Below are 12335 nucleotides of genomic sequence, written 5' to 3' on the forward strand. Positions count from 1 at the left end.
GCGCGTCCGCTTCGGGAGACGATGGGGACTGCTCCCCATCCTGAACACCCTGGGAAGTCACCGGCCACTGCTATACATAAGGGTGCGGTCGCACCATGGAGCGGCCGAATCGTCTTCGAGGGGGACCCATGAGCACGACACCAGCAGGTTGGTACGACGACGGCAGCGGACGCCAGCGGTGGTGGGACGGTCAGCAGTGGACGGAGCACTTCGCTCCGGAGGCGGCCTCCGCGACCGAGGCCGACTCGGCATCGGAAGCACCGGTAGCAGCGGAGGGATCGTCCGCGATCGAGACGCCGACCGAGGCTCCCACCGCCGGCGAAGCGCCGTCTTACGACGCACCGGAAGCGCCGTCCACCGATGACACCGTGCTCCACGACTCCGCCGAGGCGCCGACCGCGGCGACCACGCCGCTCGGCGACGATGTCCCCGCGTACTCCGCACCGGCCACACCCGACCAGCCCGCGTCGAGCTACCCGGGCACCGCGCCGGCCTACCCGGGTGTGGATGCGCAGCCCGCCTATCCGGCGGCCGGGCCCTACCTCCAGACAGAACCGGAAGCTCCCAAGAAGCTCTCGATTCTGGGACTCGTCGGACTCGGGCTGTCCGCCGTCGGCACGATCCTGGCGTTCATCCCGCTGATCGGCTTCATCGGCTTCATCCTCCTCGGCGCAGGATTCATCGTCTCCCTCATCTCGCTCTTCCTGAAGGGGAAGAAGTGGCCGGGAATCGCCGGCCTGATCCTCTCGGTGGTCGGCGGCATCATCAGCGCCGTGATGTTCTTCGTCTTCTTCTTCGCGATCGCCCAGAACGCGAGTGACGAGCTGAACAACCTGCCCAGTTCCTCGCCGTCGATCGAGGCCACCGAGCCGGGCGAGACCGACGGCACCGACGGCGCCGACGACGGCACGCGTCCGACCTCGGCCGAGGTGGCGGTCGGCCTGACCGCGATCCTGGCTGCCGAGGGCACGGAGGGCTACACCGAGCCGCAGATCACCTGCCTCTCGGATCTGCTCGTCGAGTCCGATCTCGACAACTCGACGCTGCGCGCGATCGCGGAGAGCGACGGCACGCTGACGGATGTCGACGCCGCGTACGGTTTCGCCGAGGTGCTGGGCGATACCGAAGCCGTCACCGCGTGCTTCGCCCCCTGAGCCGTCTGACGAGCGGAACCATCTGATGACGACGCCTGCCGGCTGGTACGACGACGGCACCGGCAGCCTGCGGTGGTGGGACGGCACACAGTGGACCGCACACGTGCGGACCTCTGACGGAGCGCCGGTGGCCCCGGAACGACCGTCTGTGGAGCCGGCTCCCTCCGACGCGTCGTCTCCCGCCATGGCGCCGTTCACCCCGCCCTACACGCTGCCCCCGTCGGGCACGTCGACCGAACGGGTGATCGCGCCCGACCGCGTCGGCGCACCCGACGGGGCGTGGGTAGCGCCGGCACCGCAGCCGCCCACGCCCGGGGTATCGGTGCTCGGGCTCATCGGTCTCGCAGTCGTGGTCGTCGGCGTCGTCTGCGCCTGCATCCCGCTGACCTCGATCGTCGGCTGGGCGCTTCTCGGCGTCGGATTCGTGCTGTCGCTCGTCTCCCTGTTCCTGCGCGGCCGGAAGTGGCCGGGGATCGCTGGGCTGGCGGTCTCCGTGCTCGGAGCGGTGCTCGCGTTCGCCGTGTCGCTGGTTCTGATCGCAACCGTCTCGGTCCCGGCCGATGACGACGAGGGAGCCGGAGAGGGCACGGATCCCTCCTCGATCGAGGGGGCCGACATGGTGCCGTTCGCCGAACTCGAGATCGGCGACTGCCTGCCTTTCGTCGACTACGGGGACACGGGGCAGATCTACGAGCTTCCTGTCGTCCCGTGCGATCAGCCGCACACGGACGAGGTGTACTTCATCTTCGACGTCGACGACGAGGAGTTCCCCGGCGACGATGCTCTCGGCGAGGCGGCGTGGGATGGTTGTGCCGCGCAGTTCGACGCATACGTCGGCATCGCCTACGAAGACTCGGTGCTGGATTTCTACACCTATCAGCCGACGGAGACGTCTTGGGCCCGCGCAGACGATCGCGCGGTCCAGTGCATCCTGTTCAGCTATGAAGACGTGACCGGCAGCCTCGAGGGTGCCGGGTACTGACGACACTCAAATGAAGAAGGCCCCGGAGTGATCCGGGGCCTTCTTCATAGGTTCAATCCTCGATCTTGCGCTTACGCCAGCGGATGCCCGCGGAGATGAAATCATCCAGGTCACCGTCGAACACCGCAGCCGGGTTGCCCGACTCCTGGCCGGTGCGCAGATCCTTCACCAGCTGCTGACCGTAGAGGAAGTACGAGCGCATCTGGTCGCCCCAGCTCGCCGTGATGTTACCCGCGAGCTCCTTCTTCTTCGCTGCTTCCTGTTCTTTCTGCAGCAGCAGTAGGCGGGTCTGCAGCACGCGCATGGCGGCGGCGCGGTTCTGGATCTGCGACTTCTCGTTCTGCATCGATACGACGATGCCGGTAGGAAGGTGCGTCAGACGCACAGCGGAGTCGGTCGTGTTGACCGACTGACCGCCGGGGCCGGAGGAACGGAACACATCGACTCGGATGTCGCTCTCGGGGATGTCGACCTCGGTCGCCTCCTCCATCAGCGGGATTACCTCGACCGCGGCGAACGAGGTCTGGCGCTTGTCGGCGGAGCCGAACGGGCTGATGCGCGCGAGGCGGTGCGTGCCGGCCTCGACCGAGATGGTTCCGAAGGCGTAGGGCGCGTCGATCTCGAACGTCGCCGACTTGATGCCGGCGCCCTCGGCATACGAGGTGTCCATGACCTTGACCGGGTACTTGTGCCGCTCGGCCCAGCGCAGGTACATGCGCATCAGCATCTCGGCGAAGTCGGTGGCGTCGTCGCCGCCCGCACCGGAGCGGATCGTGATGATGGCGCTGCGCTCGTCGTACTCGCCGTCGAGCAGCGTCTGCACCTCGAGCTGGTTGATGAGGTCGGTGAGCGCGGCGAGTTCGGCGCGGGCCTCCTGCGCGGAGTCCTCATCCCCCATCTCGTTCGCGAGACCCACGAGCACCTCGAGGTCGTCGAGTCGCTGAGCGATGCCGGTGATGCGGGCGAGCTCGGACTGACGATGGCTGAGTGCGCTGGTCACCTTCTGCGCGTTCTCGGTGTCGTCCCAGAGGTCGGGGGCGCCGGCCTCCTCGCTGAGACGCGCGATGTCGTCGCGGAGACGGGAGACATCGACGACCTCGCTGATGTCGCCGAAGGTGTGCCTGAGCGCCTGGATTTCGGCGGAGAGATCTAGTTCGAGCATGACACCTCAGCCTAACGTGCCGCCTGCCTACGCGGGGACGTCGTCTTCGACGGCACATCGGCCGGAGTAGCGTGAAGACGTGAGCAGTGCATCGGCGGTCCTTCGACAGTTCGGACCCATGGTGTATCTGCCGACGGTCCTGTTCGCGCTCGGCGAGGGCGCCGTGATCCCGCTCATCCCGGTGCTGGCGGCTTCCATGGGTGCCGACGTGGCCTTCGCCGCACTCGTGGCATCCGCCCTCGTGATCGGCCAGCTGTGCGGCAACCTCCCTGCCGGGTGGGCGGTGGGCCGGATCGGCGAGCGGTACACGATGGTGATCGCCGGCATGATCGCGATCATCGCCGGGGTCGGGATGGTGTTCGCGCCGTCGCTCGGCGTGCTGGCGGCGTCGGTCTTCCTGCTCGGCATCTGTGCGGCAGCTTTCGGCCTCGCGCGTCACGCCTTCATGACCACCCGGGTGCCGGTCGCCTTCCGTGCCCGCTCCCTCTCGCTGCTCGGCGGGAGCTTCCGGCTCGGCATCTTCATCGGACCGTTCGTCCCCGCGGGGCTCCTGCAGCTGTTCGGCAGCGAGGCCGCGGCGATCTGGTTCTTCCTGGGCTGCCTCGTGGTCATGGTCGTCCTGGTCCTCTTCGGTCCCGATCCGGAGAAGACGATCCCTCCCGTCCCGACGACCACGCACGAGCGCTATCTGGAGGACTCCGGCGAGGCCGTGAGCGGATCGATCCCGACGATCGAGCGCCTGGGGATCTTCCAGACCATGTGGCGCCAGCGCGCGGTGCTCGGGCGACTGGGGCTGGCCGCCGCCTCTCTGTCCGCTGTGCGATCGGCCCGACAGGTCGTGCTCCCGCTGTGGGGGCTCTCGCTGGGCTTGGATGCCTCGACCATCGCCCTCGTGGTCGGCGTCTCCGGAGCGATCGACTTCGCGCTGTTCTATGCGAGCGGCCAGGTGATGGACCGCTTCGGACGGCTGTGGGCGGCGATGCCCGCGATGGTGCTGATGGGTGCCGGCTTCCTCGCCCTCTCGTTCACCCACGATCTCGATGCGGCGGTGCTGTGGTTCGGGATGTTCGCGGCGATGCTCGGCGTCGGCAACGGCTTGTCCAGCGGCATCCTGCTCACCCTCGGCGCAGACGTCGCCCCGAAGCGGGAACCCGCGGCATTCCTCGGATCCTGGCGGACGCTGACGGATGCCGGCGGTGCGATCGCGCCACTGCTGGTCTCGGCGATCACCGCCGTGGCCGCTCTTCCGTTCGCCGCAGCCGCCATGGGTGTGATCGGCCTCGTCGGCGCGGCAGGGTTCCTGCGCTGGATCCCCCGGTTCGTGCCGCGGGAGCGGCCGGACTCCGGCGGCACATCGACGGAGGAGGAAGACGAATGATCTCGGCCCTGCAGGCTGAGGCCCATCGCCTGGTCTCGACTTTCGAGCCCCGCTCGGACCGGGAGATCCGCGCACAGGCGGATTTCGCCTCGTTCTTCCGGCCGGATCACGGGCCCGTGCATCGCGGTTCCGGCCCCGACCATCTCACCGCGTCCTGCGTCGTCTTCGATGCGTCGTTCGAGCACACGCTGCTCGTCTTCCATCGCAAGGGTCAGTTCTGGGTGCAGCCGGGCGGTCACGTGGACGACACGGATGAGTCGGTCGTGGCGGCCGCGCTTCGCGAGCTACGCGAGGAGACCGGCCTCCTGGTCGACCCCCCGGTCGCACCGCTCGCCTATGACCTCGACCACCATGGGCTGTCGTCTCGCTTCGGTACGTGCACCTCGCACCTCGACATCGGGATCGCCGTCGTGGTCGATCGAGATGCGGCGCTCACCGTCAGCGAGGAGTCCGAGGATCTGCGCTGGTGGCCGGTCGACGCCCTGCCTGCCGAGATACCGCCGCAGCTCGAGCCGAGGCTCGACGGGCTGCTCGAGCAGCTGCGCGATCCGCGCTGAGAGCGCGGCGGAGTCGGCGAGCGCGTCCAGGCGCTGCGCGCCGCGTTGCTCGAAGATGAGCCGCGTGTCAACCAGCTCGTCCCGGCCAGGGGCACTCCCTAGGCTGAGACGTCCACACGCGAGGAGACGATGTGCAGCGCGCCACACCAGCCGACCCCGAGCCCACGATCAGCGTGGTCATCCCGGTGAAGGACGACGCGGCCGCGCTGCAGCGATGCCTGCGCGCCCTCGCCGTGCAGACACTGCCCGCGGACGAGATCATCATCGTCGACAACGCCTCCACCGATTCCTCGGCCGACGTCGCGGTGCGGCACGGGGCTCGCGTCGTGCGATGCGAGGACGACGGCATTCCGGCGGCGAGTGCTGCCGGCTACGACGCGGCGGCCGGCGAAGTGATCCTGCGTCTCGACGCCGACGGCGTGCCGGATCCGCGGTGGATCGAGTCGATGATGGCCGCGTGCACACGGGATCCGCGGGTCGGGGCGTGGACCGGCGGTGCGCACTTCATCGACGGCCCCCGGGCGCTCCGCCGCCCCCTGGCCGCGGCATATCTCCTCGCGTATGCGCTGGTGTGCGGGGTCGCGCTCGGGCACTCCCCGCTCTTCGGTTCGAACCTCGCGCTGCGCCGTTCGACCTGGCTCGCGGTGCGCGAGCACGTGCACCGCGACGACCCGGCGTTGCACGACGACCTCGACCTCGCCTTCCACGTGGGCGAACGCCACCGCATCCGCTGGATCCGCAGCACAGGGATGGGCATCTCGATGCGGCCGTTCGGGAATGGGCGTTCGTTTCTGCGTCGCATCGCCGCCGGCTTCCGCACCGTGGTCGTGCATTGGCCCGAGGATCTCCCTCCGGTGCGCTGGGTGCGCCTCGTGCTGCGGCGCATACTCCATCGGCTCGGCGTTCCCGCTCCAGGAGCCCGGCGATGACCGCCCCTCTTCTCGGCTCTCACCGCGACGGCGACCTGCACGTCATGACATTGAACGTACGGCGGGACCTCGGGACGCTGGCCTGGCCGCGTGCTGACCGGTGGCCCACGAGACAACGGCGCGTCTCGGCGCTGCTGCGCGCCGAGCGACCGCACGTGGTCGGCGTGCAGGAGGCGCTGCCTGCACAGGCATCGCTCATCGGCGCCGCGCTCGGCCCGTCGTATCGGATGGTCGGACACGGCCGGCGCCCCGGTCGACGGGGTGAGGGTTGCCCGTTGTTCTTCGACGCCGAGCGGCTCGAACTGCGCGACTGGCGCCAGTGCGCGCTGTCGCGTCACCCGGAGCGGGAGGGCTCGTCGTCGTGGCTCAGCGCCGCTCCGCGGATCGTGGTCGAGGCGATCCTCCGCGATCGGATCACGGGCCGCGAGATCACCGTCCTGAACACCCACCTGGACGCGTTCTCCCCGTGGGCACGGCTCCGCCAGGCACAGACGATCCGCGGCCGCGCGAGCGAGGCGACGTCGCCCGTCCTCGTCCTCGGTGACCTCAATGCGCGTGCCGGCTCAGCCCCGTGGCGCGCTCTCCAGGAGGGCGGCCTGCTCTCCGACTCCTGGACGGCGTCCGCGGCGCGGTGCACCCCGGCCTGGGGTACGTTCGCGCGCTACCGTGCCCCACGAAGTGGACGGCGCATCGACGCGATCCTCGCCTCGCCCGAACTGCCTGTGCGCCGCGCGGGCATCAACGGGCGACAGTACGAGCGCGGGTGGCCCTCGGATCATCTGCCGGTGCAGGCCTTGTTCAACCTCGCCTCCTGCCCTGCCGACTCACCCGAAGAGGAGGCGCCGTGAAAGCGGACTTCCTGAGACCCCCGCGCACGGTCGCGGAGTACGGTGCCGATGCCGTACGCGTGATCGGAGTGCTCAGCGTCCTCGTCGCGGCCATCTGGTCCACGCCGACCGACGCGGGGATCCTCGCCCTCACCACGCCCGCGCTCATGCTCCCCCGTGCGCTCGGGATGCGCGGTGGCGTCGACCTGGCGGTCGGCGTGATCGTGCTCGTCGCGGGGGCGAGCAACGTCTTCGACCTCTACCGCACGGTGCCGGGGTGGGACCTCGTGGTGCACTTCGTGTGCACCGGGGCGATCGCTGCGACCGGCTACACGGTGCTCGCCAGGCTCGGTGTCGTCGTGCCTCAGGGCGCGCCGGAGTTCCGTCCGCGGATCCCGATCGTCCTCTGCACGATCCTCGGTCTCGCCGTCAGCGCTGTCTGGGAGATGATCGAATGGGCCGGACGCACGTTCGTCACCGCCGAGATCTTCGTGACCTACCAGGACACGATCGGAGACATGGCCCTCGGCGGGCTCGGAGCTCTCGCGGCCGGAGTTCTCGTCGCGTTCGTACCGTTGGAAAAGCGTCCTCGGTGATCCGACGCACCCTCAGCGAAGAGCCGTGCGACTCGTGGCGGTCGACTCCAACTCGACGCCCTCACGCATGAACGGGCCGAGCAGCGGGGGACGCCAGTCCGCGACGACGGTGACCTGCGCCGAGACACCATCCGGTGTTCCCGCGGCCACGATCGAGGCAGGACCCGAAATCGACTGCACCAGCGCCGCCGCCTGCTCCTCCACGCCGGCATCGGTCAGTTCCGCACGAACGGCGTCGTCGACCGCCACCAGGGTGAACCCGTCAGCCCCGGCGAGCGCGGCGGCATCGGCCAGCGCGTCCAGCCGCTTCTGAGCGAGGTAGAGGTCCGTGGCGCACACGCACACGAAGATCACCGCCAACGCGAGCAGCACGTATCCGAGGGTGAGCAGCAGTGTGGTGCCCTCGTCGTTCCCGAGAGCCTCCCGTGACCCGCGCGCGTCTCTGCTCATGGGGCGCCCCACGATCGCGACACCTTCTGCACAGCCTCCGCCTGCACGGGGATCGCCGTGGAACGCTCGAGACCGAGCACCTCCGGTACCAGTGGGAGCCGTACGCGGGTGCTGACCAGGACGGTGATCGTCGCTCCTGCCGAGGGACACTCAACGCCCGACGGCGTGCACGACAGCGACAGATCGACGGCGTCCGGATCGAGGCCGTACTCGTCGATCACGTCGGCGAGCACGACGTCGCCGCGTGCCGCCGCGGACGCGACATCGGGAGCCTGCGCGATGGCACGGGCGATGTGGCGGGAGGCAGCCTCCGCGCCGAGCATCTGCTCCTGGATGGTGCCGAGTGCGACGACGAGGTAGATCAGCGGCACCAGCAGGATCACACCGACGGTGATGAACTCGAGTGCCGCGGAACCGGCGTCATCGCCCGCCGAACGCCTCCACCGGTGCATGTGCCTCCACCTCCATCGCGAAGGGCACGCCGATCAGCCCGAGCAGAGGAAAGGTCGAGCGCACTCGCACGTCGACGGTCTCCTGACCCCGAGCACCCGAGGAGCCGATCCGGATGTCCTCGGAATACGACGCGCCGACCGCGCGGGTGATGACTTCCCTCGTGCGCTCGATCCCCTCCTCCTGCGTCGTGTCGGCGAGGGCCGCGTGATACGCACCCTCCACCGCCGCGTCGTGGACGACGTTGCGCACGTAGACCGCGAGTGCGAGCTGGAGGACTCCGAGCGTCAGTGCCGTCAGGAGCGTCCCGACCAGCAGGAACTCGACCGGGCTGGACCCTCGGTCGTCGGCGAGTGACCGCGCGAGGCGCACGTCAGAGCCCGGAGACCCGTTGGATCGCCTGCTCGAACAGCGCGGTCAGTGCGGGGCCGGCGACCGCCCAGATCAGCACGACCAGCCCGGCCGTCATCAATGTCACGAGCACCCACCCGGGTACGTCTCCGGTCTCGTCGCGGGCGAACGCATCGAGACGGCTCACCACAGAGCGCCAAAGGCGTCGACGGGTGCTCTGGCCGCGATGGGTGTCCTGCGGTGGTGCGATCATGGTCGTCCTTTCATAGCCGATCAGCCGATCAGCCGATGCCGAGTCGGAGGATGAACAGTCCCGGATAGACGGCGAACAACACCGACAACGGGAGGATGAGGAAGACGAGCGGCAGCAGCATCAGGATCTCCTTGCGCCCCGCCTGCTCGATCAGCGTTCGCTTCGCATCTTCGCGCGCGTCTCCTGCCTGCGCGTGCAGCACTGCAGCGAGCGGCGCGCCATGTTCGAGGGCGGCGATCACCTGGTCGACGGCGCGCGACAGCGCGCTCAGGTCGAGGCGTCGCGCCATCTCGCTCAGCGCGTCGGACAGCGGCGATCCGGTGCCGACCGCGAGCACCACCCGGCGAAGCTCACCGGTCAGCTCGCCGGAGCCGACTGCGGCCACACGACGCAGAGCATCCAGGAATCCCTCGCCGGCCGACAGGCAGAGGGCCAGGAACTCGAGAGTCGTCGGAAGCTCCTCGGTGAGACGCACGCGGCGCGCCTTGACTCGCGCCGACAGCTGCAGGTCATATGCGGTGGCGGCGGCCGCGCCGCACAGCAACGGCATCACACCGGTGGGAACGGAAAATCGTCCGAGAAGGGCGAGCACGATCAAAACGGCCGCACCCGCACCGATACCGGCGAGCGCCCAGCCCAACTGCCTGCCGCGGAACGTCGCCGGTTCCAAGGTGGCACCCGCTTGGGAGATTCGCTGTCGAAGCGCCTCTCCCCCACCCACCATGCGCGCGAACGCATCTCGCGATCGACCCCACAGCGTTCGGGCGCTCGCGGGCAATGTACCCGCGAGCGGGAGAACTCCCCGCGGAAGGTTCTCATCCGCGACCACGTCACGGATGTAGGGCCCGATCCGCACGCTCAGCGAGGCGGCCCTCCAGCGCGGGAGGGCGGTGAGAATGCTCAGCACACCGGCCGCGAAGGCCCCACCGACGAGCACGGCACCGGCGAGTGCAGAGAACACGCTCACCCGAACCACCGCCGAGGTTCCGGGAGCCGGCCGATACGGACCATGATCTGGAAGGCGATGACCGAGACCCCCGCGCCCATGCAGATGACGATCACGCCTTCCGGTGTGCCATATGCCGAGGCTCCCTCCGGACGCATGACCAGCAGGCCGAGGATGACCCACGGTGCGATGGCGCCGAGAACCGCCGCGCCACGGATCCATGACTGTCGCGCCTCGACCTCGCCCCGCAGCGCGGCGTCCGCGCGTACGGAGGAGGAGAGCGCTCGAAGCACACCGACCAGTTCGGTGCCGCCGACCTGACGTGCCATCCGCAGGGTCTCGACGATGCGATCGCCAATCGGATCCGCCAACGACGACTTCAGCCGGTCGAGGCTTGTCTCGAATCGGCCACTCGCCTGCAGGTCTCTGGCGAACACCGCGAATGCGGGTCGCAGCATCGACGGCGCGGACTCGGCCAGGCTCGCCACGGCATCGGGGAGCGAGAGTCCGACACGGATCGACGCGATGAGGAGATCGCAGACGTCGGGCCACAACTGCCGACGCAGGCGGCGCAGTCGCAACCGTCGTCCACGCAGGAACATCATCGGCGCCATCGCTCCGGCCGACGCGGCGAGGAGCACCAGCACCGGCAGCCCGGTCAGCAACCATGCCGTGGAGGCGGCGATGAGCGCGGCGGCGGCGATCACGACGATGACCGCGCGGGACGCCACGTCGTCGTACCCCGCCTCGGCGATCAGCCGGACCAATCGCGCCCTGGGGACCGTCGGGGTGGCATCGGGCCGCGGCGGCCACATCCACGGTGACACGCAGAGGAGGACGCCGGCGGCGAAGACCGCCCCGATCAGGAACGTCACGACGCGACCCCGGCAAGGTACACGCTGTCGGTGAGGATGCGTCCGTTCTCGACATCGCCGGTGGGCGCGACGATCTCGTGCACGCGCCGACCCCCGGCATGGTCGCGAACGCAGTGCACCACGAGATCCACCGATGCCGCGAGCGCGGGTGCGATGAACCCGCGGTCGATGTTGCGGCCGGCCAGCAACGGCAGGATGCTCAGCTTCTCGAGCGCCTCCGTGGCGGAGTTCGCGTGGACGGTGCACGCGCCCGGCACGCCGGTGTTGAGCGCGAGCACCAGGTCGAGGGCCTCGGCGTCACGCACCTCGCCGACGACCAGGCGATCCGGCCGCATGCGCAGTGCCTCCTTGACCAGGCGGCGCAGGGTGATCTCTCCCGTGCCTTCCAGGCTGGCCTGACGCCCCTGGAGTGCGACGAGGTCCGGGCCGTCCACGGCCAGCTCGAAGGTCTCCTCGACGGTCACGATGCGCTGAGATCCGGCGCACGAGGCCAGCAGCGCACCGAGCACGGTCGTCTTGCCGGCGTGCGTCGCTCCAGAGACGATGACACTGCGGCCATCGTTCATCGCGATACGCAGCAGCTCCGCCACGTCGGCGGGCAGCATGCCCTGCTGGGTCAACGCCTCGAGCGACCGGTACTTCGGCAGGAACTTGCGGATGTTGACTGCCCAGGAGCCGCGCACGACATCGGCGATGGCCACGTGCAGGCGAGAGCCGTCGGGCAGCGACGCGTCGACGAACGGCTGGCTGATGTCGACGCGTCGTCCGGTGGACTGCAGCATCCGCTCCACCAGGTCGCGCACCGCGATTTCGTCGAGGCGCAGCCGGGTCCGTTCCGCCACGCCCTCCCGTGCCACGTGCACGTGCCCGGTGCCGTTCAGCCAGATCTCCTCGACCTCGGGATCGTCCAGCAGCGGCTGGAGCGCCCCGAATCCGCTCAGGGATGCCAGCACGTCGCGCACACATGCCGCCTCATCCTCGATCAGCGCCTCCCCCCGCGCCAGGGCGAGGTCATCATGACGACGCACCTCCGCATGGGTGATCCGCCACGCCGAGTCCGGATCAACGGTCGGATCGATCCCCTCGGACCGCAGACGCATCCGCACACGTTCGGCGACGAGGGCGGAAGGACGACTCACCCCGGCATCCTCGCAACAATCCGCAACCCGGGTCCGAAGTTATCCACAGTCGTCCTTGGTGGCAGGCGTGGAAGACCCGCCTCACCACATCCCTCACCGCAGCGCAAGGGAGCAGACACCGCGGTCGCGCCCTGCTGAACTCGCCTATACATGGCGTGATTCAGCGAAAGGACACCGACATGACCGACACCTCCCCCTCCCCGTCGAACCCCGACGAGCCCTCACCGCTCTTCCCCGACGAGCCGCTCGCCCCGAACCCGGAAGAGCCGCTCGCCCCGAACCCGGA

Annotated in this window: 15 protein-coding genes; 7 read left to right on the forward strand and 8 right to left on the reverse strand. The window is 69.2% G+C overall.

Annotation, left to right across the window (positions count from 1 at the left end):
• Positions 1–128: 128 nt before the first annotated feature.
• Positions 129–1154: a DUF2510 domain-containing protein gene (locus tag DW298_RS06830; RefSeq protein WP_136041705.1), complete on the forward strand. Its 1026-nt coding sequence runs from the start codon at positions 129–131 to the stop codon at positions 1152–1154.
• Positions 1155–1179: 25 nt separating this feature from the next.
• Entirely contained in the window at positions 1180–2136 is a 957-nt protein-coding gene (locus DW298_RS19495) for a DUF2510 domain-containing protein (RefSeq protein WP_205820281.1), read from the forward strand.
• Positions 2137–2188: 52 nt separating this feature from the next.
• Here DW298_RS19495 and prfB read toward each other — a convergent pair whose 3' ends face one another.
• A complete protein-coding gene (prfB, locus tag DW298_RS06840) occupies positions 2189–3298 on the reverse strand; it encodes a peptide chain release factor 2 (RefSeq protein WP_029260598.1) in 1110 nt (369 codons plus the stop codon).
• A 118-nt stretch (positions 3299–3416) separates the two neighbouring features.
• On the opposite strand from prfB, the gene DW298_RS06845 reads away from it, so the two are divergent.
• The 5 genes from DW298_RS06845 to DW298_RS06865 all read left to right on the forward strand — a co-directional run bounded on the left by DW298_RS06845 (position 3417) and on the right by DW298_RS06865 (position 7585).
• Positions 3417–4676: an MFS transporter gene (locus DW298_RS06845; RefSeq protein ID WP_136041717.1), complete on the forward strand. Its 1260-nt coding sequence runs from the start codon at positions 3417–3419 to the stop codon at positions 4674–4676.
• A complete protein-coding gene (locus tag DW298_RS06850; protein ID WP_136041707.1) occupies positions 4673–5233 on the forward strand; it encodes an NUDIX domain-containing protein in 561 nt (186 codons plus the stop codon). The genes DW298_RS06845 and DW298_RS06850 overlap by 4 nt, the downstream gene beginning before the upstream one ends.
• A 131-nt stretch (positions 5234–5364) precedes the next feature.
• Entirely contained in the window at positions 5365–6162 is a 798-nt protein-coding gene (locus DW298_RS06855; protein ID WP_136041708.1) for a glycosyltransferase family 2 protein, read from the forward strand.
• Positions 6159–7010 (forward strand): endonuclease/exonuclease/phosphatase family protein, encoded by an 852-nt coding sequence (locus DW298_RS06860; RefSeq protein WP_205820282.1) that lies wholly within the window; start codon positions 6159–6161, stop codon positions 7008–7010. The genes DW298_RS06855 and DW298_RS06860 overlap by 4 nt, the downstream gene beginning before the upstream one ends.
• Complete coding sequence (locus DW298_RS06865) at positions 7007–7585, forward strand: hypothetical protein (RefSeq protein ID WP_136041709.1); 579 nt, start codon at positions 7007–7009, stop codon at positions 7583–7585. The genes DW298_RS06860 and DW298_RS06865 overlap by 4 nt, the downstream gene beginning before the upstream one ends.
• Before the next feature lie 12 nt (positions 7586–7597).
• Here DW298_RS06865 and DW298_RS06870 read toward each other — a convergent pair whose 3' ends face one another.
• The 7 genes from DW298_RS06870 to DW298_RS06900 are packed head-to-tail and all read right to left on the reverse strand — an operon-like array spanning position 7598 to position 12049.
• Entirely contained in the window at positions 7598–8035 is a 438-nt protein-coding gene (locus DW298_RS06870; RefSeq protein WP_136041710.1) for a pilus assembly protein TadG-related protein, read from the reverse strand.
• Complete coding sequence (locus DW298_RS06875; RefSeq protein ID WP_136041711.1) at positions 8032–8487, reverse strand: TadE family protein; 456 nt, start codon at positions 8485–8487, stop codon at positions 8032–8034. The genes DW298_RS06870 and DW298_RS06875 overlap by 4 nt, the downstream gene beginning before the upstream one ends.
• On the reverse strand, positions 8456–8857 hold the full coding sequence (locus DW298_RS06880) for a TadE/TadG family type IV pilus assembly protein (RefSeq protein WP_136041712.1): 402 nt from the start codon (positions 8855–8857) through the stop codon (positions 8456–8458). The genes DW298_RS06875 and DW298_RS06880 overlap by 32 nt, the downstream gene beginning before the upstream one ends.
• A gap of 1 nt (position 8858) precedes the next feature.
• The gene (locus DW298_RS06885; RefSeq protein ID WP_136041713.1) at positions 8859–9089 is read right to left on the reverse strand and encodes a hypothetical protein; all 231 of its coding nucleotides are present in this window, start codon (positions 9087–9089) and stop codon (positions 8859–8861) included.
• 28 nt (positions 9090–9117) lie between these two features.
• Complete coding sequence (locus DW298_RS06890) at positions 9118–10056, reverse strand: type II secretion system F family protein (protein WP_136041714.1); 939 nt, start codon at positions 10054–10056, stop codon at positions 9118–9120.
• On the reverse strand, positions 10053–10910 hold the full coding sequence (locus DW298_RS06895; RefSeq protein WP_136041715.1) for a type II secretion system F family protein: 858 nt from the start codon (positions 10908–10910) through the stop codon (positions 10053–10055). The genes DW298_RS06890 and DW298_RS06895 overlap by 4 nt, the downstream gene beginning before the upstream one ends.
• Positions 10907–12049, reverse strand: a complete 1143-nt coding sequence (locus DW298_RS06900) for an ATPase, T2SS/T4P/T4SS family (RefSeq protein WP_240745040.1) — start codon at positions 12047–12049, stop codon at positions 10907–10909. The genes DW298_RS06895 and DW298_RS06900 overlap by 4 nt, the downstream gene beginning before the upstream one ends.
• Positions 12050–12335: the final 286 nt, after the last annotated feature.

It is taken from the genome of Microbacterium sp. A20 (assembly GCF_004794515.1).
Lineage (GTDB): Bacteria > Actinomycetota > Actinomycetes > Actinomycetales > Microbacteriaceae > Microbacterium.

Coding starts and splice junctions, on each gene's coding strand:
- DW298_RS06830 (WP_136041705.1), top strand. CDS start 129: ATGAGCACGACACCAGCAGGTTGGTACGACGACGGCAGCGGACGCCAG.
- DW298_RS19495 (WP_205820281.1), top strand. CDS start 1,180: ATGACGACGCCTGCCGGCTGGTACGACGACGGCACCGGCAGCCTGCGG.
- prfB (WP_029260598.1), bottom strand. CDS start 3,298: ATGCTCGAACTAGATCTCTCCGCCGAAATCCAGGCGCTCAGGCACACC.
- DW298_RS06845 (WP_136041717.1), top strand. CDS start 3,417: ATGGTGTATCTGCCGACGGTCCTGTTCGCGCTCGGCGAGGGCGCCGTG.
- DW298_RS06850 (WP_136041707.1), top strand. CDS start 4,673: ATGATCTCGGCCCTGCAGGCTGAGGCCCATCGCCTGGTCTCGACTTTC.
- DW298_RS06860 (WP_205820282.1), top strand. CDS start 6,159: ATGACCGCCCCTCTTCTCGGCTCTCACCGCGACGGCGACCTGCACGTC.
- DW298_RS06870 (WP_136041710.1), bottom strand. CDS start 8,035: ATGAGCAGAGACGCGCGCGGGTCACGGGAGGCTCTCGGGAACGACGAG.
- DW298_RS06875 (WP_136041711.1), bottom strand. CDS start 8,487: ATGCACCGGTGGAGGCGTTCGGCGGGCGATGACGCCGGTTCCGCGGCA.
- DW298_RS06885 (WP_136041713.1), bottom strand. CDS start 9,089: ATGATCGCACCACCGCAGGACACCCATCGCGGCCAGAGCACCCGTCGA.